We start from the raw sequence: 20,288 nt of genomic DNA on the forward strand, positions 1-20,288 counted from the left end.
GGCCCGCCCCGCGACGGCACGACCTTCAGGCGCGCCTATCTTTCCCGATGCGCGGCGAAATGAGTTGCGGATTTGACGCAAGTTCGCATGCAGTCACGTGCAATAACGGCACGCAAGAAATCCCGTCAGCCCAACGTCAGCGTGTCACATCTTCGTCATTTGCCTTGGCATCGGTGGGCTTCTCCAAGGCACGCGTGACCTCGGGCGAAGCGTCGGCCTGGAACAGCTGTTCCAGATCGACCAGCGCTTCGCGCGTGGTCTGCACAATGCGCGCATCGTCGTCGTAGACGAGGTATTGGCGCTTGAGCAGTTCGGCATCCTGTCGACGAAAACGCTCGACGTGATCGGCCGCCATTTCCGGCGACATGCCGAGTGCTTCCAGTGTCTGGCGCGTCATCTTCAAGCTGGAATACAGCGTTTCGCGCACCGGCAAATCCACGCCCAGATCCATCAGTCGCCACGCATGCTGGCGATTGCGCGCACGCGCGATGATCTTCAGGCTCGGATACATGCGACGCACCACGCGTGCCGTGCGCAGGCTTGCCTCGGGATCGTCCACCGCGAGCACAAACACCGCCGCCTGGTCCGCCTGCGCGGCGCGCAGCAATTCCGGACGCGCCGGATCGCCGTAGAAGATGTCGGTCCAGTTGCCAAAGCGCTGGACCAGGTCGATCTGCTCCACCGAATGATCGAGCGCCACGAACGGAATGCCTTGCGCGCGCAACATGCGCGCCACGATCTGCCCCATGCGCCCGTAGCCGGCAATGATCACGCGCGGCTTGTCGGCCACGATGGTGTCGAACTCGCGCTCTTTCTTGGTCTTGGCCTGATACAGCATGCGACCGAGCACGGCCACCATCAGTGGCGTCAAGGCCATCGACAAGGTGATGGCCAGCACCTGCAGGCTGTGCTGCTCGGTGGTGATGAGGTTTTGCTCGCCGGCGAGCTTGAGCAGCACGAACGCGAATTCGCCGCCGCAGGCCAGCAACACCGCCAGGCGCAGCGCATCGCGACCATTCAGGCCGCCCACGATGCGACCCAGCGGCCACAGCAGAGCGCCCTTGATCAACAACAGGAACAGCACCAGCAGGAACACGCGCATCGGCTGCTCGATCAGCAGGGTCAGGTCCATCGACATGCCCACGCTGATGAAGAACAGGCCGAGCAGCAAGCCCTTGAACGGTTCGAGATGCGATTCCAGTTCGTGGCGGTATTCGGAATCGGCCAGCAGCACGCCGGCCAGGAACGCACCCAGCGTGGCGGACACGCCCACCAGCTCCATCAACCACGCTGTGCCCATCACGACCAACAAGGCGGTGGCGGTGGACACTTCGACATTGTCGACCTTCGCCACGAAGCGGAAGATCGGACGCAACAGATAGCGGCCACCGACCATTACCGCCACGATCGCAGCCACCGTGCGCAGCACCGCGTAGACATCAAAACCATGCTTGGTCGATGCGCTGGCCAGCAGCGGCACGGCCGCGATCAGTGGAATCGCCGCCAGATCCTGGAACAGCAGCACGGCGAACGCCTGTCGCCCGTAAGACGTACCGGCTTCCTTGCGCTCGGCGAGTATCTGCAAGCCGAACGCGGTGGACGACAATGCCAGGCTGCCGCCCACGATGGTGGCGGCATTCACCGTGAGTCCAAACAGGTAGTACGCCGCCGCACCGATCACCAGGCTGGTCGCCAGCACCTGCAGCAGGCCCGTGCCGAACACCTGCTTGCGCATCACCCACAGACGCTGGGGCGACAGCTCCAGGCCGATCACGAACAGCATCAGCACCACGCCGAACTCGGAGATGGTGGCCACGCCCGCGGTATCGGAGATCAGGCCCAGCTCCTGCGGACCGATGACGATGCCAGCCAGCAGATACCCGAGCACGGAACCCAGGCGGAAGCGCTTGGTCAGCGGCACCGCGATGACGGTCGCCAGCAGGAATACGAGCGCTGTCTGCAGAAAATGGCGGCTATCCACTCGTGCGCTCCATTCGGGGGAATCGCATTATTCCACGCTGACGCTGTGTAAGCCGACCCCTGAAGAGAAAGTCAGCGATCAACGCTACGACTTATGCAGCAAGCGAAAGGCCTTGCCATTGTTGCGTGATGATGGATGCAAGGCGCTCCACGGCGGGTGACGACTCGGCCTCGGCGCGGTGCAGGCACAAGCCCAATTCGCCCATCGACGGCAGCGTGGTCTCGTGTGGCAGCAGGGCGCGCACGCTGGCCGGGAGTCCGGCGGGCGTACGCAATGACACGCCCAACCCTGCCGCGACGGCGGCCCAGGTGCCCGCCAGGCTCGCGCTGGTGAAGGCGATGCGCCAGGGGATATTCGCGCGGTCCAGCGCCGTGGTGGCGGCGGTCCGCATGATGCAGGGCGCGTCCAGCATCACCAGCGGCAAGGGCTCGCCGTCCTTGCGTGGCCAGTTGGAGCCGGCACCTGCGCCGTCGATCCAGCGCAGCGGCAGGGTGCCGATGCGTTCGGTATGAGGCGTGGTCATGCCGGCCTCCCAGGCCAGCGCTAGGTCCAGACGCCCCGAGCCCACGCGCTCGAGCAGCTCAGCGTTGCGCGCGATGCGCACTTCCACCTTCACGCGTGGATGCGCCCGGGCGAAACGGCCCAGCACGTCAGTGAGCAGGCTCTCGCCGAAATCTTCCTGCAGGCCCAGCCGCACCGCACCTTCCAGCTCTGCACCGTGCAGCGCGGCGGCGGCTTCGTCATTGAGCTCGAGCAGGCGGCGCGCATAGGCAAGCATGGTTTCGCCGGACTCGGTGAGCGCCATGCCGCGGCCGGATTTGCGCAGCACCGGCGTGCCGGCCTGCTCTTCCAGTTTCTTCAGCTGCGCGCTGACGGCCGAGGTCGAGCGCCCCAGCCGGTCAGCAGCGCGGGCAAAACTGCCCAGCTCCACGCCCGTCACGAAGGTGCGCAGCACATCGAGATCAAAGGTGATCCGCCGCATGGCAATCATCCTGTTTTTATGGACTATTGATTCAATATTTTCCGCTTTTCAGGACGGTACTCTCCGCCCTAGGCTTCGCTTCGTCAAGCGCACGAGGAGTCGTTCATGGGCATTCGTTCCGGCCACGGGCAAAGCAGCTTCGGCGATGTGGCGGGCGAACTCGGGACGCTCACGGCACATCTGGCTTGCTATGCCGCCTGGCCTGCAGCCACGGCGGTACTGCGCGAATTGAAAGACGAGGAGGCTCACTCGTGATCGCGATGCAATACAGCTTCACCCTGCCCGCCGACTACGACATGGCGATCGTCCGGCAGCGCATCGCGGACAAGGGGCACCTGCTCGATCACTTCGAGGGGCTGATGCTGAAGGCGTATCTGCACGCGGAGCGCGGTCCGTCGTCGGATGAAAATCTCTACGCGCCGTTTTACGTGTGGCGCGACAGCGCGGCAATGCAACGCTTTCTCGGCAGCGAGGGCTTCGCCAATCTCACCAAGGCTTTCGGCTGGCCATCCATTCGCGTGTGGCCGGTGTGGGATGTGTATCTCTCGCCGGAGGCCGAGCATGCGCGCTTTGCTACACGCGACATCCAGCCGATCGCGCCTTATGCCGCGCTCGAGTCACTGCGCGAGGAACAACGCAGCGTGCTGCAGCGTGATATCGAGCGCGGCGCCGTCGCCGCCGTCAGCGCCTTCGAGCCCACCACGTGGACGCGAGTGAGCTTTCGCCTGTGGGATGAGAGCCTTCCTGCCCACACCTCTGGCCAACGCTACGACGTTGGCCACGTATCACAACCCTGATCCTTCACCGGAGATTCCCCCATGCCTCTCGTACGCGTCTCGCTTCGCCGCGGCAAATCCAAAGAACACATCGCCGCCATTCGCAACAGCATTTATCGCGCGATGATCGAATCCTTCAACGTGCCGCAGAACGACCGCTTCATCGTGGTGCACCAGCACGACGCCGACGAATTCGACTACGACTCCAATTATCTCGGCATTGCGCGCACCGACGACCTGGTGATCATCCAGATCGCCTGCAACAACACGCGCACCGTCGAGCAGAAAAAGGCGTTCTACAAGTACACCGCGGAGCTCCTCAGCAAGGAACCCGGACTGCGACCGCAGGATGTCTTCATCAACCTGCTGGAAACGGCCAAGGAGAACTGGTCGTTCGGCAACGGCGAGGCGCCATACGCCTAAGTTCGTTGCTTGACGAGCAGCCGCCGTGGCCCGGCGCCTTCGCTGGCCAGTCGATCGCCGGGATTGCGCAGGCGGCAGCGGTCGATCGACAGGCAGCCGCAGCCTATGCAGTCGTCGAGCGTGTCGCGCAGTTTCCTCAGCTGCGCCATGCGCTCGTCCAGTTCCGCGCGCCATTGGGCGGACAAGCGCGCCCAGTCGCGTCGGCTGGGCGCCTCGCCGGCCGGCAGCGCAGCCAGCGCAGCAGCAATATCGGCCAGGGAGATGCCCACGCGCTGCGCGACACGAATGAACGACACGCGCCGCAATACCGCACGCGCATACCGCCGCTGATTGCCTACCGAGCGTTCGCTGCGGATCAGTCCCTTCGTCTCGTAGAAGTGCAACGTGGAGACCGCTACACCACTGCGACGCGCAACCTCCCCCACGCCCAGCGTGGTCGGCAGCCCGTGCTTCGCACCCTCACTCATGCGACACCTCTTGACCTCAAGTTAGCTTGAGGTCCTAGAGTGCCACGCACTTCATTGCGAGGCATACCCATGAGCCCACCGACCGCCCGTCGATCCATCTACCGCATCGACCGCTTCAACGTCCCCGCCAAAGCCCTAGCGGCCTTCATGGAACGCCTGCACCTCACCCAGCGCCTGCTCGACAAACTCCCCGGCTGCCGCCAGAACCTGGTACTCACCCAACCCGACCTGGCCGGCGAGTTCAATGTGATGACCCTGGTGGAATGGAGCCACGAATCCCACTTCGCCGCCGCCAAAGCGGTGATGCAGGCGCGTTATGCGCAGGAGCGGTTTGATCCCGCAGCTTTCATGCAGCAGTTGGGGGTGCAGGCGGATCTGGGGACGTATCGGCATGTGTGATGGGTGGACGTAGTGAGGCGCTTGCTATCTCTTGCACTCACATCGCCGGCATTGAAACGAAGAATAGATATGCCCCCGCGAGCACCCGACCCTCTCCCCGGAGGGGAGAGGGAGAAGTGCGGTGGATCGCTCCGTAGGTTTGTCGCGCACAGGGTGCGCTCCCACAGACAAGCGCCAGGCGCGGTACTCAGTTCGCAATGTACGGGACTAAAGCCGATGCGAAGCGAGGCCCCGCTTTGAGTCCTCAGCGATTCGGGCGCGTTGCGCAGCGCTTTGAAGTACCCGCTGTGTACCCTCGGAGGTTGTTCCATGACAGCGAGCCTCGAGCGTTCGGGCTTATCCCAACACGATGCTGCGGGCGTTATCAGGCCATTTTCTTTGGGTTACTTTTCTTTTGGGCCAGCAAAAGAAAAGTGACTCGAGCGGCGGCAGCCGATCGAAACGCCCGCCGCGTAGGCGGCACCCTTGCGGTAACGCGACAACCAGAAACCGAGGCTCTGGATCTCCGCCTGCGCCGGGATGACGAGCTAGTGAATGCGCGCGCCGGGACAACGAGCGAGAACCCTCACTCCCCCCTCAACCACCTCGCCGCATCCACCGCAAAATAAGTCAGGATCGCATCCGCCCCCGCCCTCTTGAACGCCGTCAACGACTCCAACACAACAGCCTTCTCGTCGAGCCACCCATTCTGCGCAGCCGCCTTCAACATCGCGTACTCACCGCTCACCTGATACACAAACGTCGGCATGCCAAACGCATCCTTCACCCGACGCAACACGTCGAGGTAAGGCATGCCCGGCTTCACCATCACCGCATCCGCGCCCTCGTGGATATCAAGCTCGATCTCGCGCAGTGCTTCGTCGCTGTTGCCCACATCCATCTGGTAGGTGTGCTTGTTGCCCTTGCCGAGATTGGCGGCCGAACCCACGGCGTCGCGGAACGGGCCGTAGAACGCCGAAGCGTATTTGGCGGAATAGGCGAGGATGCGCGTATGGATGTGGCCGGCATCCTCCAGCGCATCGCGAATCGCACCAATGCGGCCATCCATCATGTCCGAGGGCGCCACGAAATCCATGCCGGCCCCGGCCTGCGCCAGCGACATCTTGATCAGCGCTTCGATGGTGGGCTCGTTCATCACGTAGCCGTCCTCATCGATCAGGCCGTCCTGTCCGTGCGTGGTGTATGGATCGAGCGCCACGTCGCCGATCAGGCCGAGCTCCGGATACTGGGCCTTGAGCGCACGCGTGGCGCGCTGCATCAGGCTGTCCGGGTTCCATGCTTCGCGTGCATCTTCGGTTTTCACCGCGGCACCGGGCGACGGGAACAGCGCCAGCGCCGGGATCCCCAGGCGCACGCACTCGCCGGCGAGCTTGAGCAGTTCGTCGATGGACAATCGCTCCACGCCCGGCATGGACGGCACCGGTTCGCGCTGCCCTTCGCCTTCGATGATGAAGGCGACCATGATCAGGTCGGTGGGCAGCAAGGTGTTCTCGCGCATCAGCGCACGCGAGAAGGCATCGCGACGCATGCGACGCATGCGGACAGCGGGATAGCTCATGGGTGAACTCTCGGGCAGGACATCGGCCCATTTTAGCGCCTGTTGGAGGGTTCGCCGGGAAAGGCAGGTTGACGCGGTCGATGAGACGACAAAACCGCACCCTGCATGAACGCGCCGCCGCGCAAACACCCTGCTGCAACATTTGAGAGTGCAGTCTCTCTGCCCGCCGCCCCGCAGGAGTCAGACCATGAGTACGCCCGCCGTCCAGCAGCATCACTGGCCGCTCGCCAATGAAGCCCGTTACCTGGGACCGCATGAAGGTACGGATCCCATCGATATCACGGTGGTGATGCGACGCCGCGGCGACCATCCGACGCCCGCTGCGTGGCCGCACCAGGCCGCCGTGCCGCGCGAGGATTTCGGTGCGCAGTGGGGCGCCGATCCGGCGGATGCCGAGTCGATTCGCAATTTCGCACGCGGTCACGGACTCACCGAAACCAGTTGCGAGCTGCATCGTCGCGTGATGCATCTGCGCGGCACGCCGCAGGCGCTGCAACAGGCGTTCGGCGTGCAACTGGGGCGTTATCAGATGCCCGATGGCGGCCCGGAGATGATGGGGTGCCATCTGCCGCCGTCGCTGCCCGGCGATATTTCGTCCCGCGTCATTGCGGTGCTCGGCTTCGACAAGCGACCCATCGCGCGCCCGCACTTCCGTCGCCCCGCTGCCAAGCCCGCACAAACCTATACGCCGGTGGCACTGGGCACGCTGTATCAGTTTCCCGCGAAGCTCGACGGCACGGGCCAGAGCGTGGCGGTGATCGAACTCGGTGGCGGTTTTACGCAGAGCGACTTCACCCAATGCATGCAGTCGCTGGGCATCAAGCCGCCCACCGTCAACGTGGTATCCGTGCAGGGCGGCAGCAGCCAGCCCGGTGGCGATGCGGACGGCGAGGTCATGCTCGATGTGGAAGTGATTGGCGCGCTCGCGCCCGGCGCGAACATCGACGTGTACTTTGCGCCCAATACCGACCAGGGATTCTACGAAGCCATCTCGCAGGCCGCGCACGACGCCACCCATCAGCCGTCGGTGATTTCGATCAGCTGGGGCGGCCCGGAAGACAGCTGGTCCGCCTCATCGCTCAACGCCATGGAGAGCGCACTGCAGGATGCCGCGGCGCTTGGCGTTACCGTCACCGTCGCCTGTGGCGACAGCGGCTTTACCGATGGCGAGAGCGATGGCAAGCCGCATGTCGACTTTCCTGCCTCCAGCCCTTATGCGCTCGCCTGCGGCGGCACCAAGCTGGTGGCCAGCGGCACGGCGATCACCAGCGAGACCGTGTGGAACGAACTGGCCACCAACGAAGGCGCCACCGGTGGCGGCGTCAGCGCGAGCTTTGCGCTGCCGGCCTGGCAGAAGGCGATGAAAGTCCCCAAGGCCGCCAATGGCTTCGTCGGGCGCGGCACGCCGGACGTCGCGGGCGACGCCGATCCCAATACCGGTTATCAGGTGCGCGTGGACGGACAGAACGAGGTGATCGGCGGCACCAGCGCAGTCGCGCCGCTGTGGGCGGCCCTCATCGCGCGCTTCAACCAGCAGCTGGGGCAGAACATCGGCGATCCGCATGAGGCGTTCTACAGCATCGGACTTGCCGCGTTCCATGACATCACCCAGGGCAGCAACGGCAAGTTCAAGGCAGCCAAAGGGTGGGATGCATGCACGGGCCTGGGCACGCCCAAGGGACAGACCCTGCTCGATGCACTGGCCAAACTGAAGACGGGCAGCGGAACCTCGCCCACGACGTAAAGCCAGTGATCACACCTCGGCAGTCACGACGTTGCGCAACGCGCCAGTGCACTCGCTGGAAGTGTCACCGGCGTCCCGATCAAGCGACTGAAGTGCTCAGGGCTTGACGGCTACGCCGGGCCCGCGGTGCTCCATCGTCACGATCGCGTCGGTGTTGCAGGCCGCCGGCATGTTCTGCGAACCCAGGGGCGGGCAAAGTCGTTCGGTGGTTGCCGGCTCAGGCACGGACATAGCGGGGCGATAAGGCTGCGATGGCGCAGATGCAGGGGGCGGGAAGCTGCCCCGCTTTTGGGCTGCCAGCGAGACAGCAGTGAGGGCCGCAAACGTCATCGCGTTCTGCGAGACGCGCTGGGCCGCGGTGGGCTGCACTGCAAAGGTTGGCAACGACGCGCGAGCTGCCAGTGTCGGCGCCGAAGGCGCTTGTGTCTTTGCCGCCGCGCTCAGGGGCTCATGGTAGGGCGCCTCCGACTGAGCCGGCGTGTCCTGCTGCGCCCATGCCGGCGCGATTAAAACGCCAGCCCACAAGCCCATCGCAAAAATCGTTCGCTGTTTCATCGCCCTATTCCTCTCCATGGCCTGACCGATGTTGTGCTGCCGACACCCCGTCGACCGACCGATCATAGCCAGCTCAATATGAAGCGAGCCAGTAACGACTTTCCTGCTACCGCATCGCCGGTCGCCATGCGACATTGCCACCATCGCGCCGTGGAGCCCGGATGTCTTGGATAGCCGCCTGTCGATGCATCGCTTCCTCCCGCTGCGCGGCCATCGGCTGGCCTATCGCTCGTGCGGTGACGAGGGCGGCGAACCAGTGGTACTCATCCACGCGTTTGCGAGCCAGTCCGGCAGCTGGGAGTACATCGCCGAAGCGTTGGCGCGACAGGGCTTCCGGGTAATCGCCCCGGACCTGCGCGGGCACGGGCGCAGCCAGTGGACGCCCACCTATTCGCTGATGGATTTCGAAGAGGACTTGAGCGCCCTGCTCGATGCGCTCGGGCTGGGCGCCATCAACCTTATCGGCCATTCGCTGGGCGGGCATCTGGCCCTGAAACTGGCCACTCGCCAGCCCGAGCGCATCCGTCGCCTGATCATTGAAGCCGCCCCGGTACCACCCCGCGACATGGCGGACGCCGCCGCCCTGGCAGCCGCCCGGCCCGGCCCCGCCTGGGTGCGCTCCCTGCATCTGCTGGGTGGAGGAAAACTGCTGCGCCTGATGCTGTTGCGTCAATTCGACGTGCGCTCCGCCCGTACCGTGCTGCCGGAACTGCGCACGCCGATGCCGGCATGGTGGGCACGCCTGGGCGGCGTGCGCGCCCCGTGCCTGTTGCTGGCCAGCCATGACGACGGCCTGGTCAGCGCGCGACTGCCCCTGCTGGCCGCACAGATTCCGCACGCCGTCACCCGCCAGTTCGGCAGTGGGCATCGCCTGCATGGCGAACATACGGACGCCTTCCTGGCCGAAGTGATGTCCTTCGTGGGGACCTCTTCGTACGCGCAATGACACAATCGGACGCTAACCTGCCGGTCACCTCGGTGCTGGAGCACGTCGCCCAAGCTCGCCTTCAGGCCGCCAGCTTCGTTTGCGTGGGCAGCGACTGCTGCCCGAATGTCCAAGCCCAACGAAGCATGCTATCGAATCGATCCAAGTCCATGGCCGATCTCACGCTGGCGGATACCGCTGCCATCGCCGGCGCGCACCGCATCTAAGTCGACATGCGATCCGCGGCGGCCCGGTCTGTCTCGACGCCGAGCCGGCGCAGGTCCGGCGTCGTCTTCACCTTGCACATTTCCAGCAAAAAACAGCGCTATCATCACAAATCGCGCCGAGCCAGGGGCAAAGTCGAATCGGCCAGTCGCGTGGGGATATCGGGGAAAACAAGCGAGACCTCGTTGCCGCTCCTTCCGCCTGGGAAAAGCGCAGCGTCGCCGTTCACGCGCAAGGCGCAAGGAAGTTGTGGCCGTCGTATCAACCGCTAGGGGGGAAAACCGCATGTCCAACGTGATCGAGTTTCTGGAAAGGCTTGGCAGCGACGCGCGTTTATTTCAGGGCGCCAAGGACGAAATCGCACTGGCGCTGGCCGATGCAAAGATCGAGGCTACCGCCGGTGAAGCCATCCTGGCTCGCAACGTGGAAGAGCTTCATGCGCTGCTGAAGGTCGTACCGCTGTGCTGCTTCCAGACCGTGCCGCGTCGCCCCGACGAGGAAGAGGAAGAAGAGCAGGAAGGCGAGGAAGGCGAAGAGAGCGAGAGCGACGCACCCCCGTCCAAGCCCAGCAAGAAAGCATGACGATGTTCCGCGCCGGCCACTTCGGGCGGGCGATCATCCTGGCAGTGCTGCTGTCAGGTTGGCACGCAGGTGCGGCCGTCGCGGCCGCAGCTGCGCCTGCGCAAGATCCGGTGCAGATGCTGGCGCAGGCCGACAAGATCAAAACCGCCGACCACGCCCAGTTCCTGCGCCTGCTCGGTGAACTGGACCAGCGCGCGAGCGAGCTTTCCTCCGACCAGCAATGGCATTTGCGCTATCTCGATGCCTGGCAACTGGCGTTCGAAGGTCGCTACGACGTCGCCGGGCCGGCGCTGCACGACATCGTCACGCACTCGGGCGAGACCACGCTGCAGGTTCGCGCGCTGGCCACGCTGGTGAACATCCTCGGCTTCAGTCGGCACTACGAGGAAGCGTTCACCCAACTGAGCGTACTGATGGATCTGATGCCGGCGGCGAAAGATCCGGAGGCCCGCTACCAGGCACTCGGTGAAGGCGCGCAGTTCCTTGCCGCGGCGGGGCAGTTCGACCTGGCGTCCAGCTACGCGCAGCGCATCCTGGATGACCCCCAATTGCGCGACCGCGCGTGCCAGGGCATGGCGTTCAAGCTGCGCGTGCTGTTCCGCGCAGGCAAGGTGCGCGGCACCGATCCCGAATACGATCGCGGCATCGATACGTGCATCAAGGCCAACCAGGCCTTGTATGCCAACTCGCTGCGCAACGACCAGGCCAAGTACGCGATCGACCAGGGGCGCCCCAAGGACGCCATCGCCCTGCTGCAGGCGCATTACGACGAATTCGTCTCGTACCACTATCGCGTGCTGATGAACGCGGTCAACGTGACGCTGGCGCAGGCTTACTGGCAGCTGGGCGACGCCACGGCGGCGCGCAAATACGCGGGCGAAGCCGTTGCCGAAGCCATCAAGGACAAATACTCCGATTCACTGGGGCCGGCCTACCAGGTGCTGTACCAGGTCGAGGAACGCGAAGGCAACACGCGTGCCGCGCTCGACCTCCACAAGTTGTACATGGATGCGGACAAGGGCTATCTCACCGACGTGAGCGCCCGCGCCATCGCCTATCAGACGGTCAGGCAGCAATTGCTGGCCAACAAGGTGCAGGTCGATTCGCTCAACAAGCAGAACGAGATCCTGCAACTGCAGCGCAAGCTCGACCACAAGGACATGGAGACCAGCCGGCTGTATATCGCCCTGCTGCTCACCGTGGTGGCCTCGATCGCGCTATGGCTGCTGCGCATCAAGCGCTCGCAGATGCGCTTCAAGCGTCTGGCGACACGCGACAGCCTCACCGGCATCCACAGCCGCCAGCACTTCATCGACGAGACCGAACTGGCGTTGCGCGCGGCGGCCAAGGCCACCCGCACCTCGTGTCTGATCCTGCTGGACCTGGATCACTTCAAGGAAGTGAACGATACGCACGGCCACGTCATCGGCGACCTGGTGCTCAAGCGCGCCGTCGCTGCCTGCCAGCACCATCTGCATCGCCGCGACATCTTCGGGCGCCTCGGCGGCGAAGAGTTTGCGTTGTACCTGCCTGACTGCAGCGCGTCGCAGGCGCGCGAACGCGCCGAGCGCATCCGCCAGGCGATTGCCGCCACCCCGCTGTGGGGCGAGACCCGCAACGTGGTGATCACCTCGAGTTTTGGCGTGGCGTCTACCGATCGCAGCGGCTACGAATTGCGCCAGCTGATGATCGATGCCGACAACGCGCTGTACCAGGCCAAGCGCGAAGGCCGCAACCGCGTCATCTACGGCGAGCATGCCGAGGGCATCGTGCCCACGACCGTGCCGGCGGCGGAGCCGCCCCACGATCATCCGATCGAAGGCATCGCCGGTCTTCCGAGCTAGGCACCAGCCGGCGCTGGTGGCCGCTCATCGCCTTCGTGCATGTCCTGCCACCACGCCGATCAGGGTCGGCATCACCAGCAGCACCAACGGATATTGCAAGGCGAGCCCCGCAATGATCGCGATGGCGAGCGGTTGCTGGATGCCAGCACCCTGCCCCCAGGCCAGCGCGAGCGGCAACAGCGTGAGAATCGCGGCGAGCGTGGTCATGGTGATCGGTCGCAGGCGATCGCGGCTGGCCAGGCGCAAAGCCTGCAGCGGCGGCAGCTCGCGCGACAGCGTGACGTACTCGGACACGTAGAAGATCGCCATCTCCGTGCCCATGCCGATGATCATCGTCATGCCCATCATCGCGGTGATGTTGAGGTCCACGCCGCACAGCCATAGCGCGATGAACACCGCCGTGGCCGAGAACAACGAGCAACCCATCACCACCAGGGCCAGCCCGGCACGGCCGTAGAGAAACAGCAGCAGCACGAATTCCGCCACCAGCGCCATCAGAAACACCTTGCCCAGGCCGAGGAAGGCGATCTGTTGCTGCTGGTAGAGGCCGCCCAGTTCGTAGCGCGTATCGGCATCGAGCATGCCCGGCTGCGCGAGCAGTTTCTTGACGTCGGCCACGGCAGCGCCCATGCCGCGGCCGTCGATGCGCGCCGTCACCGCCGTCATCTGCTGCAGGTTTTCGCGGGAAATCTGCGGTTGCCCGTTTTCAGTCGCGATACTGGCGACGCGGCTCAATGGAAAGACATGTCCGTCGGGTGCGCGTACCGGCAAGGCGAGCAGCTGCGGCAGCCGCCACTGCATCGAGTCCGGCATGCGGATGCGCACGCCCACGCTCTTGGTGGCCTGCGGCAACTGCGTGGCCACCACGCCGGTCAGCGCGTTGTTGATCGCCTGCGTCACCGCCGCCACCGTCATGCCCTCGAGCGTGGCGCGGTCGGGATCGATCCGCACGTTCAAGGCATCGCCGGCCAGTTGCAGGCCATCCTTGATCTCCACCACGCCGGGGATATCGGCCAGCGCCTTGGCCACGCGTCGCGCCTGCGGCACCAGCGTGTCCGGATCGGCCGAATACAGCTTGATCTCGATCGGCTGCGGCACGGCGGTGAGATCGCCGATGAGATCTTCCATCAGCTGTGCGAGCTCCACCTCCACACCGGGCACCTCGTGCTCCACGTGTTCGCGCACGTCGCTCATCACGTCCTCGGTGGCACGCGCGTGATCGGGTTTCAGCCGCACGAAAAAGTCGCCGTGATACGACTGCCCCAGATCGCCGCCCAGCCCGGTGCCGAGACGGCGGGAGAACGTGTCCACTTCGGGCATCGCATGCAGGATGGCTTCGATCTGCGCGACCTGCCGCGCCGTTTCGGGCAAGGAGGTGCCGGGCTTGGTGTAGTAATCCATCACGAAGCCGCTTTCGTCCACCGAAGGCATGAAACCCGTGGTCACGTGCGTGTAAGCCACGCCGCCGATCACCAGCAGCGGCACGACGAACGCAAGCAGCCACGCCGGGCGGCGCGCGAACGCGTCGTACAGGCGCGCATGCGAACGCGACAGCCAGCTTTCGTGATCGAGCCCCGGATCATGCCAGTGTCGAAAGTCGATCCAGCGCCGCAACAGCGGCGGCACCACGAACGCGGTCACCAGCCACGAGACGGCCAGCGCACTGGCCATGGTAATCGAGAGCGCCTTGGAGAAGGCGCCGGTGACGCCGCTGAGCAGACCCAGCGGTACGAACACGATCAGCGTGGCGAGGCTTGATCCAGTCAGTGGTGCGAGGAACTCTCGCGCCGCTGGCAAAACGACGGCTTCGCCACCGCCATCCAGCGTGCCCGCTCGTCGCGCGACGTGTTCCACCATCACAATCACATCGTCGATCACCAGGCCGACGGCAGCCGCGATGCCGCCGAGCGTCATGATGTTGAAGCTCATGCCGAACACTTGCAGCAGCAACACCGTGACGGCCAGCGTCACCGGCACCACCAGCATCGCGATCAGGGTCACCCGCAGATTGCGCAGGAATACCAAGAGCACCACCGCGGCGAGCAGCAGGCCGATCAACACCGCATCGCGCACGCTATGGGCGGACTCCACCACCAGCTCGCTCTGGTCGTACCACGGCTTGAGCGTCACGCCCTTGGGCAGTCGATACGAGGCCAGCCGCGCGCGTACTTCGCTGGCGATCTGCACCGCATTGCCGTCCGGCTGCTCGAACACGTTGAACAGCACGGCAGGCTTGCCGTCCTCGCTCACCTTGATCCATTGCGGCACGTAGCCATCGCGCACCGTGGCGACATCCGACAATCGCACCCAGCCGTGCGCATCGTTTTTCACGATGATCTTGCGGATCGCTTCGATGTGTTGCAGCGAGTGATCGGCGACGACGAGATAAAGCTGATTGCGATCCTGCAGCCGACCGACGGCCTCCAGCTGGTTGGCGCCGCTCACGGCGGTGGCCAGGTCGTCCAGGCTCAGACCGTATTGCGCGAGCTTGCGCGGGTCGGCCTCCACCTGCACTTCGGCGGTTTCGCCGCCTTGCACGTCGACGCGCGCGAGACCCTCGACCGACGCCAGCAACGGCACGATCTGGTATTGCGCGAGATCACGCAGCGCAACCGGCGACATGCTGTCCGACTGCAGCGCATAGGAGATGATGGGAAACACCGTGGGATCCATGCGGCGCACGTTGTAGCTGGCGCCCGCGGGCAAACTCGGCAGCACGCGTGCAATGGCCGAATCCACCTGCAGAGTGGAGGCGATCATGTCGCGTCCCCAGCCGAAGTCGACCGAGATCTGTGCCGAACCGCGCGTGGTTTCCGATCGAAGACCGGCCACACCCGGCACCGTGCGGATCGCCTCTTCCACCGGCCGCGTCAGCAGCAGCGCGGTCTGGTCCGCCGGCCGGTCGCCGGCGTCGAGATCGATCACCACGCGCGGAAACGACACTTGCGGGAACAGCCCCACCGGCAGCGTGAGCGAACTGGCCAGACCCGCCAGCGCGAGTGCGAAAGCCACGATGACGATGGCACGCGCGTGCCGCGCCAAGAGTGTCGGCAAGCTCATGGCTTGGCCTGTTCCGTCGGCAGGCGCACGGCCATGCCGTCGTCCAGCTGCGTCGCGCCTTCAGTAACCAGCGGCAGCTTGGCGTCGAGTGCGCCGCTGGCGACGGTGATGCTGTCCGTCTCGCCCAGCACCTTGACCGGCACGCTCACCGCCTTGTGGTTCGCCACCTGGAAGACATGGCGATCCGCGTCGTCGCCCAGCACCGCATCACGCGGCAACAGCCAGCCTTGCCGTTGACCCACGATGATGTCGGCGCGGAAGCCCTCACCGCTGACCAGTGCGCCATCGGGCACGATCTCCACATTGAGTTGATGCGTGTGCGCATCCAACGCATGGGCCACGCGGCGCACCGTGCCGTGCATGGCGGCACCGCCATCGATGGGCGCAAGATCCGCCTTCGCGCCGACCTGCACGCGCGTCATCGCATCGCGCTCGACGCCGACCGTGACGACCATGCCGTCACCACGCTGCAGCGTGAGCAAGGCGGCACCCGCCTGCAGGTTGTCGCCCTGCGGTGCGTCGACCGTCACCACCGTGCCATCGAACGGCGCGGTGACATCCATGGTGGCGCTGCGGCCTTGTTGCTGCACCAGTGCATCGAGATTGGACTGCGCATCCTGCAAGGCCTTTTCGGCCTGCTCGAGCTGATCGCGGGTGGCGAGTTGCTGCGACAGCAGCTGCGCGGTATGGGCACGCTGCGCCTGGGCCAACTTCTGCGCCGTCAGCGCCTGTTGATAGGCCGCCACCGACGAGGGCGCCAGTGCGAAGGCAAGCAGGGACTGTCCACGCTTCACCGACTCACCCGCCGTGACGTTCCAGCGCGTCACGCGACCCGCGGCCTGCACGCTGATCACTTGCGCGGCATCGGCGGCCGGACCGGCGCTGCCGTAGGCGGTCACGGTATCGGCCACGCTGCCCTGCTTCAGCGGCACGGTGGTGACCGCGGCGCTCACGGCCGTTTCGTCCGGTGCTTCGCTGCTGGAGCAGGCGGCCAAAACAAACGCGGCCAGCGCCGCAGCGATCCATGGCTGTCGGTAACTCATGGGGCCATCACATCCTGTTCGAGAGAAGTCGGCATGCCGCGACCGACCAGCAATTCCAGTGCAGCCTGCTGTTCGAGCATGGCCTGCTCGGTCGCCAGTTGCGCCAATTGCCGGTTGAGGGCGGCCACGCGCAGATCGGTGACGTTGCGCAGGTCGATCAAGCCGGCTTGCGCCGCCTGGCCGGCCTCAGAGGCAGCGTGCACGGCGTCGTCGGTAGCGGGAGTAAGCGCCTGATGCTGCGCATCGAGCTGTGCGTATTGCGCCAGCAGCGCTTCGACGTCGTCGTGCGAAGTCGCCAGGCGCGTGGTGTATTCCTGGTGCAGCTGGTCGCGGGTGGCGCGGGCCATCGCCACGTTGTGCTGGTTGTGATCGAAGATCGGCAGCGTGAAGTTCACCGCGGGGCCGCCATTGCGCACCCGGCTATTGTCCTGCGAGGCGTCGTAGCCGATCGCCAGCGGCGGAAACTGCGCCAGCACGGCGGCGCGCAAGTTCGCTTCCTGGGCCTGATAGCCCAGCTGCAGAGCAACGAGGTCCGGCCGGCGACGACTCACGCTGTCGAACTGCGTGCGGATCGCCGCGGGGTCCACCTGGGCGGATGGCAAGTTTGTCGCCAGCGGCAGCACGACGCCCGGCTGCAGACCCAATAGCGCATGGAGCTGCTGTTGCTGGTCGAGCTGGCGGCGCTGCATGTCGCTCAGTGCGCTGCGTGCCTCGGCGGCAGCGGCGAGATCGGAAGCCACCGCCACGCGCTCGAGGTTGCCATCGCGGACGGCTTTGGCGATACGCGATTCGCGCTCCGCCTGGGCCTGCAGTGCCTGCGTCTGCAGCGCGATCTGCCGCTGGCCTTCGACCAGATCGATCACCAGCAGGCGCGCCTTGCCCACGGTCTGCCATTGCTCCCACAGCAGGCCGGCGTCGACTTCATCGGCGCTGGCTTTCGCCGCCTCGCGGCGGGGACGCAGGGTGATCAGCGAGGCGATGTCCTGGCTGATCGAGGCCGTCCAGGCCGTCGCGTCACCCGGACCCGACAGCAGATAGCCGATGCTGCCGCCGACGGTGGGATTGGGCAGCACGCCATCCTGCAGCCGCTGCGCCTGCGCCGCCTGGTGCCGGGCGCGCTGGGTCTTGAGGTCGGGATTATTGAGCAGCACCAGGCGCTCGACCGCGGCCATGTCCAGCGGCAGCGCGGCGGCGTCATAACCTTGCAGCTGCGACAGCGATGACGCGGAAGCGGCCTGTTCCGGCAGCGGCTTGGGCTGGCTGGTGGCGCAGCCCGCCAGGCACATGGCCAAGGCGATGGCCGCGAAGCTGCGATGCTTGGCAGACAGAGAAGACACCAACAATCCAGGCATGAGTAGGGAGTCCATACCCTAGCGAAACTGGCTTAGCGTTCACTTTGTAAGCGCCGCCAGGATCTCGCGGACTCAGGCGCGGCAGTCGCCCAGCGGCAGGCGGACGCAGACGCGCAGGCCGCGGCCATAGGGCGAATCGAGCAGCTGGATCGACGCATCGTGCAATTGCGCCGCCCGCTGCACGATGGAAAGTCCCAGCCCGTAGCCCTCGCCCTGACTGCCGGCCTCGCGGTGAAAGCGGGTGAAAACGGCCGCGCGGCGTTCCGGGGGAATACCCTCGCCATTGTCGATCACGTCGATCACGGCCTGGTCCTGCTCGCGCTGGATGCTGAGCCGCACCTGGCCGCCCAGCGGCACATGGCGCAGCGCGTTTTCCAGCAAATTGCGCAGCAGCGCGGCCAGCGCCACTTCGTGGCCGTGCACGATCAGCGTGCCATCGGCCAGGGCCACGTCCAGTTCCACATCGGAGTCGCCGATCAGCGATGAGAGTTCCTCGATGACATTGCGCGCGACCGCCAGCAGGTCGATATCGCTGTTCTGCTCGGCGCGCGAGCTCGCCTCCAGGCGCGCCAGCGACAGCAGCTGTTCCACCCGGCGCGCCAGCGCAGCGAGACTTTCGCGCGCGCCGGCCAGGGCCACGTCGGCTTCGCGCGTATCGCGGCTGGCCTCGGCGTTCTCCAGGTTGATCATGGTGGAGGCCAGCGGCGTGCGCAGTTCGTGCGCCACGTCGGCACTGAAGCGGCGCTCGCGCTCCAGCGCCTCCTCGAGCTGGGTGAACTGGCTGTTGAGTGCAGCGAGCACCGGCTCAAGTTCGCGCGGCGCGTCGGCGACGTCGAGCGTGTCGCGACTGCCCGGTTTGCGCGCGGCCAGTTTTTCCGCGAGCGCATCCAGCGGACGCAACCCGCGCCGCACGGCCCAGCCCACCAGCAAGGCCAGCACGGGGAGCGCGATCAGCGGCGGCAGGCCATGCTCGATCCACAGCGCAGTGCGGATGTCGGCACGGCTGTCATAGCGCTCGGCCGCACGCACGACCACGCCATCGGCGGTCGGCGGCAGGGTGAACAGGCGCCATCGATAATTGCCGTAGCGCAGATTCCTGAAACCGGGCTTGGCGGTGTCGGGCGGCGGCAAGGCAGTGAGATTGCCGGTCACCAGGAGCGGGCGATGGTCGCGGTCAAACACCTGGAAGCCGACTTCGGACTCATAGGTGTGGCCATGCAGCACCAGCTCCTGGGTGGAGCGCGCCGTGATCGGCACCACCACGCCTGCTTCGGCGTTGCGGCGTTGCAGGGCAGGCAGCCCGATCTCGCTGATCAAGGTCTGCAGCGTGCGCGCCGATTGCGCCAGGCGCCCATCGGAAAGCTCGTTCACTTCATTGGTGGTGCGACGCAGGCTGTAGATCGCCAAGGGCACCAGCACCACCGCGAGAACGCCGAGGACCAACCAGAGCAGACGTCCGCGCAAACTGCCGCGGCTCACTTGGGATCCTGCGGAATCATGTAACCGAAACCACGCACGTTGCGCACCGTCTCGAAGCTCAGCTTGCGGCGCAGCGAATGCACCAGTACTTCGAGTGCGTTGTTGCCCACCACGTGATCCAGTCCGTACAGGGAATTCTCCAGGCTCTCGCGCCGCACCAGGCGGCCGGCGCTTTCCATCAGCGCCTGCAGCAGCGCGAATTCGCGGCGGGTGAGGTCGACCGCCTCGCCGCGAAAGGTCACCTCTGAAGTGCCCACGTCCAGGCTCAGCGCACCCACTTCGATACGGTTCACCGACAGGCCGCGCATGCGGCGGGTGAGCGAGCGGATGCGTGCAGCCAGTTCTTCCACATGGAAGGGTTTGGTGAGGTAGTCGTCGGCGCCGGCATCCAGACCATCGACGCGCGCGGTGAGCCCGTCGCGCGCCGTCATCACCAGGACGGGCGTATCCACATGGGCGCGGCGCGCCTCCACCAGCACTTCGATACCGTCGCGACCGGGCAGGCCCAGATCAAGCAAGACCAGGTCGGCGGTGCGATCGCGCATGGCGTTGAGCGCCGAACGGCCGTCGCGCAGCCACGACACCGTATAGCTCAGCCGTTCCAGGGCGCGCTGGATCGCCGCTCCCAGCTGCGCGTCGTCCTCGACCAGAAGAATGTGCACGACCTGACGCTCCTTCGCCCTGCTGGCGATGTACGCCGGGATTATCGGTCATGCGCCTTAGGAAACACTTAAGCGACTGTCCCGCCTGATTTTTTCTCTGCCAGGTCAGACGCCTGCGGCTGGCCGCGAAGGCTCTCTAAGACAACGCTAAGGAAAGGGCCGGACGGCGTAGCCAAGCTGTCATGGGTCTTACGCAATGCCATCGCAACACTTGCGGGCTTACGCCACAGG

Annotated in this window: 17 protein-coding genes; 8 read left to right on the forward strand and 9 right to left on the reverse strand. The window is 65.5% G+C overall.

Features of this window, described 5'->3' with window-relative positions:
- Positions 1 to 136 precede the first annotated feature (136 nt).
- Positions 137 to 1,981, reverse strand: coding sequence for a monovalent cation:proton antiporter-2 (CPA2) family protein (locus AC1DMG_RS01415; RefSeq protein WP_441602871.1), 1,845 nt, complete (start codon positions 1,979 to 1,981; stop codon positions 137 to 139).
- Between the two features lie 91 nt (positions 1,982 to 2,072).
- Positions 2,073 to 2,963, reverse strand: a complete 891-nt coding sequence (locus AC1DMG_RS01420) for a LysR substrate-binding domain-containing protein (protein WP_477178240.1) — start codon at positions 2,961 to 2,963, stop codon at positions 2,073 to 2,075.
- A 105-nt stretch (positions 2,964 to 3,068) separates the two neighbouring features.
- On the opposite strand from AC1DMG_RS01420, the gene AC1DMG_RS01425 reads away from it, so the two are divergent.
- The 3 genes from AC1DMG_RS01425 to AC1DMG_RS01435 are packed head-to-tail and all read left to right on the forward strand — an operon-like array spanning position 3,069 to position 4,162.
- Entirely contained in the window at positions 3,069 to 3,218 is a 150-nt protein-coding gene (locus tag AC1DMG_RS01425) for a hypothetical protein (RefSeq protein WP_441602869.1), read from the forward strand.
- Between the two features lie 5 nt (positions 3,219 to 3,223).
- Positions 3,224 to 3,760, forward strand: coding sequence for a DUF4865 family protein (locus tag AC1DMG_RS01430; RefSeq protein WP_441602920.1), 537 nt, complete (start codon positions 3,224 to 3,226; stop codon positions 3,758 to 3,760).
- A gap of 21 nt (positions 3,761 to 3,781) precedes the next feature.
- The gene (locus AC1DMG_RS01435; protein ID WP_441602868.1) at positions 3,782 to 4,162 is read left to right on the forward strand and encodes a tautomerase family protein; all 381 of its coding nucleotides are present in this window, start codon (positions 3,782 to 3,784) and stop codon (positions 4,160 to 4,162) included.
- Here the strand turns inward: AC1DMG_RS01435 and soxR are convergent.
- Entirely contained in the window at positions 4,159 to 4,629 is a 471-nt protein-coding gene (gene soxR, locus AC1DMG_RS01440) for a redox-sensitive transcriptional activator SoxR (protein WP_441602867.1), read from the reverse strand. The two genes, AC1DMG_RS01435 and soxR, sit on opposite strands and share 4 nt — an antisense overlap.
- 69 nt (positions 4,630 to 4,698) lie before the next feature.
- On the opposite strand from soxR, the gene AC1DMG_RS01445 reads away from it, so the two are divergent.
- Positions 4,699 to 5,028 carry a hypothetical protein gene (locus AC1DMG_RS01445; protein WP_441602866.1) on the forward strand — a complete coding sequence of 110 codons (330 nt, stop codon included), beginning with the start codon at positions 4,699 to 4,701 and terminating at the stop codon, positions 5,026 to 5,028.
- Between the two features lie 565 nt (positions 5,029 to 5,593).
- On the opposite strand, the gene hemB is transcribed toward AC1DMG_RS01445, so the two are convergent.
- Positions 5,594 to 6,586, reverse strand: a complete 993-nt coding sequence (gene hemB / locus AC1DMG_RS01450) for a porphobilinogen synthase (protein ID WP_441602865.1) — start codon at positions 6,584 to 6,586, stop codon at positions 5,594 to 5,596.
- Between the two features lie 187 nt (positions 6,587 to 6,773).
- Here hemB and AC1DMG_RS01455 point away from each other — a divergent pair, with 187 nt between their 5' ends.
- From AC1DMG_RS01455 to AC1DMG_RS01470, 4 genes are all read left to right on the forward strand, one after another.
- The gene (locus AC1DMG_RS01455) at positions 6,774 to 8,330 is read left to right on the forward strand and encodes a S53 family peptidase (protein WP_441602864.1); all 1,557 of its coding nucleotides are present in this window, start codon (positions 6,774 to 6,776) and stop codon (positions 8,328 to 8,330) included.
- Positions 8,331 to 9,051: 721 nt separating this feature from the next.
- Positions 9,052 to 9,831 carry an alpha/beta fold hydrolase gene (locus AC1DMG_RS01460; protein WP_441602863.1) on the forward strand — a complete coding sequence of 260 codons (780 nt, stop codon included), beginning with the start codon at positions 9,052 to 9,054 and terminating at the stop codon, positions 9,829 to 9,831.
- A 489-nt stretch (positions 9,832 to 10,320) separates the two neighbouring features.
- The gene (locus tag AC1DMG_RS01465; RefSeq protein WP_441602862.1) at positions 10,321 to 10,617 is read left to right on the forward strand and encodes a hypothetical protein; all 297 of its coding nucleotides are present in this window, start codon (positions 10,321 to 10,323) and stop codon (positions 10,615 to 10,617) included.
- Positions 10,614 to 12,461, forward strand: a complete 1,848-nt coding sequence (locus AC1DMG_RS01470) for a tetratricopeptide repeat-containing diguanylate cyclase (RefSeq protein ID WP_441602861.1) — start codon at positions 10,614 to 10,616, stop codon at positions 12,459 to 12,461. The genes AC1DMG_RS01465 and AC1DMG_RS01470 overlap by 4 nt, the downstream gene beginning before the upstream one ends.
- A gap of 24 nt (positions 12,462 to 12,485) precedes the next feature.
- Here the strand turns inward: AC1DMG_RS01470 and AC1DMG_RS01475 are convergent, their stop codons facing one another.
- The 5 genes from AC1DMG_RS01475 to AC1DMG_RS01495 all read right to left on the reverse strand — a co-directional run bounded on the left by AC1DMG_RS01475 (position 12,486) and on the right by AC1DMG_RS01495 (position 20,057).
- Positions 12,486 to 15,521 (reverse strand): efflux RND transporter permease subunit, encoded by a 3,036-nt coding sequence (locus tag AC1DMG_RS01475; RefSeq protein ID WP_441602860.1) that lies wholly within the window; start codon positions 15,519 to 15,521, stop codon positions 12,486 to 12,488.
- Positions 15,518 to 16,564: an efflux RND transporter periplasmic adaptor subunit gene (locus AC1DMG_RS01480; protein WP_441602859.1), complete on the reverse strand. Its 1,047-nt coding sequence runs from the start codon at positions 16,562 to 16,564 to the stop codon at positions 15,518 to 15,520. Before AC1DMG_RS01480 ends, AC1DMG_RS01475 begins: the two co-directional genes overlap by 4 nt.
- The gene (locus AC1DMG_RS01485; protein ID WP_441602858.1) at positions 16,561 to 17,901 is read right to left on the reverse strand and encodes a TolC family protein; all 1,341 of its coding nucleotides are present in this window, start codon (positions 17,899 to 17,901) and stop codon (positions 16,561 to 16,563) included. The genes AC1DMG_RS01480 and AC1DMG_RS01485 overlap by 4 nt, the downstream gene beginning before the upstream one ends.
- An 87-nt stretch (positions 17,902 to 17,988) precedes the next feature.
- Positions 17,989 to 19,395 (reverse strand): ATP-binding protein, encoded by a 1,407-nt coding sequence (locus tag AC1DMG_RS01490; RefSeq protein ID WP_441602857.1) that lies wholly within the window; start codon positions 19,393 to 19,395, stop codon positions 17,989 to 17,991.
- The gene (locus tag AC1DMG_RS01495) at positions 19,392 to 20,057 is read right to left on the reverse strand and encodes a response regulator (RefSeq protein WP_441602856.1); all 666 of its coding nucleotides are present in this window, start codon (positions 20,055 to 20,057) and stop codon (positions 19,392 to 19,394) included. Before AC1DMG_RS01495 ends, AC1DMG_RS01490 begins: the two co-directional genes overlap by 4 nt.
- Positions 20,058 to 20,288: the final 231 nt, after the last annotated feature.

The organism is Dyella sp. 01N36 (assembly GCF_056399745.1).

What these genes read in the sequence shown, in the direction of transcription:
- AC1DMG_RS01420 (WP_477178240.1), bottom strand. Translation starts at nt 2,963, where the DNA reads ATGCGGCGGATCACCTTTGATCTCGATGTGCTGCGCACCTTCGTGACG.
- AC1DMG_RS01425 (WP_441602869.1), top strand. Translation starts at nt 3,069, where the DNA reads ATGGGCATTCGTTCCGGCCACGGGCAAAGCAGCTTCGGCGATGTGGCG.
- AC1DMG_RS01430 (WP_441602920.1), top strand. Translation starts at nt 3,224, where the DNA reads ATGCAATACAGCTTCACCCTGCCCGCCGACTACGACATGGCGATCGTC.
- AC1DMG_RS01435 (WP_441602868.1), top strand. Translation starts at nt 3,782, where the DNA reads ATGCCTCTCGTACGCGTCTCGCTTCGCCGCGGCAAATCCAAAGAACAC.
- soxR (WP_441602867.1), bottom strand. Translation starts at nt 4,629, where the DNA reads ATGAGTGAGGGTGCGAAGCACGGGCTGCCGACCACGCTGGGCGTGGGG.
- AC1DMG_RS01445 (WP_441602866.1), top strand. Translation starts at nt 4,699, where the DNA reads ATGAGCCCACCGACCGCCCGTCGATCCATCTACCGCATCGACCGCTTC.
- hemB (WP_441602865.1), bottom strand. Translation starts at nt 6,586, where the DNA reads ATGAGCTATCCCGCTGTCCGCATGCGTCGCATGCGTCGCGATGCCTTC.
- AC1DMG_RS01455 (WP_441602864.1), top strand. Translation starts at nt 6,774, where the DNA reads ATGAGTACGCCCGCCGTCCAGCAGCATCACTGGCCGCTCGCCAATGAA.
- AC1DMG_RS01465 (WP_441602862.1), top strand. Translation starts at nt 10,321, where the DNA reads ATGTCCAACGTGATCGAGTTTCTGGAAAGGCTTGGCAGCGACGCGCGT.
- AC1DMG_RS01470 (WP_441602861.1), top strand. Translation starts at nt 10,614, where the DNA reads ATGACGATGTTCCGCGCCGGCCACTTCGGGCGGGCGATCATCCTGGCA.
- AC1DMG_RS01475 (WP_441602860.1), bottom strand. Translation starts at nt 15,521, where the DNA reads ATGAGCTTGCCGACACTCTTGGCGCGGCACGCGCGTGCCATCGTCATC.
- AC1DMG_RS01480 (WP_441602859.1), bottom strand. Translation starts at nt 16,564, where the DNA reads ATGAGTTACCGACAGCCATGGATCGCTGCGGCGCTGGCCGCGTTTGTT.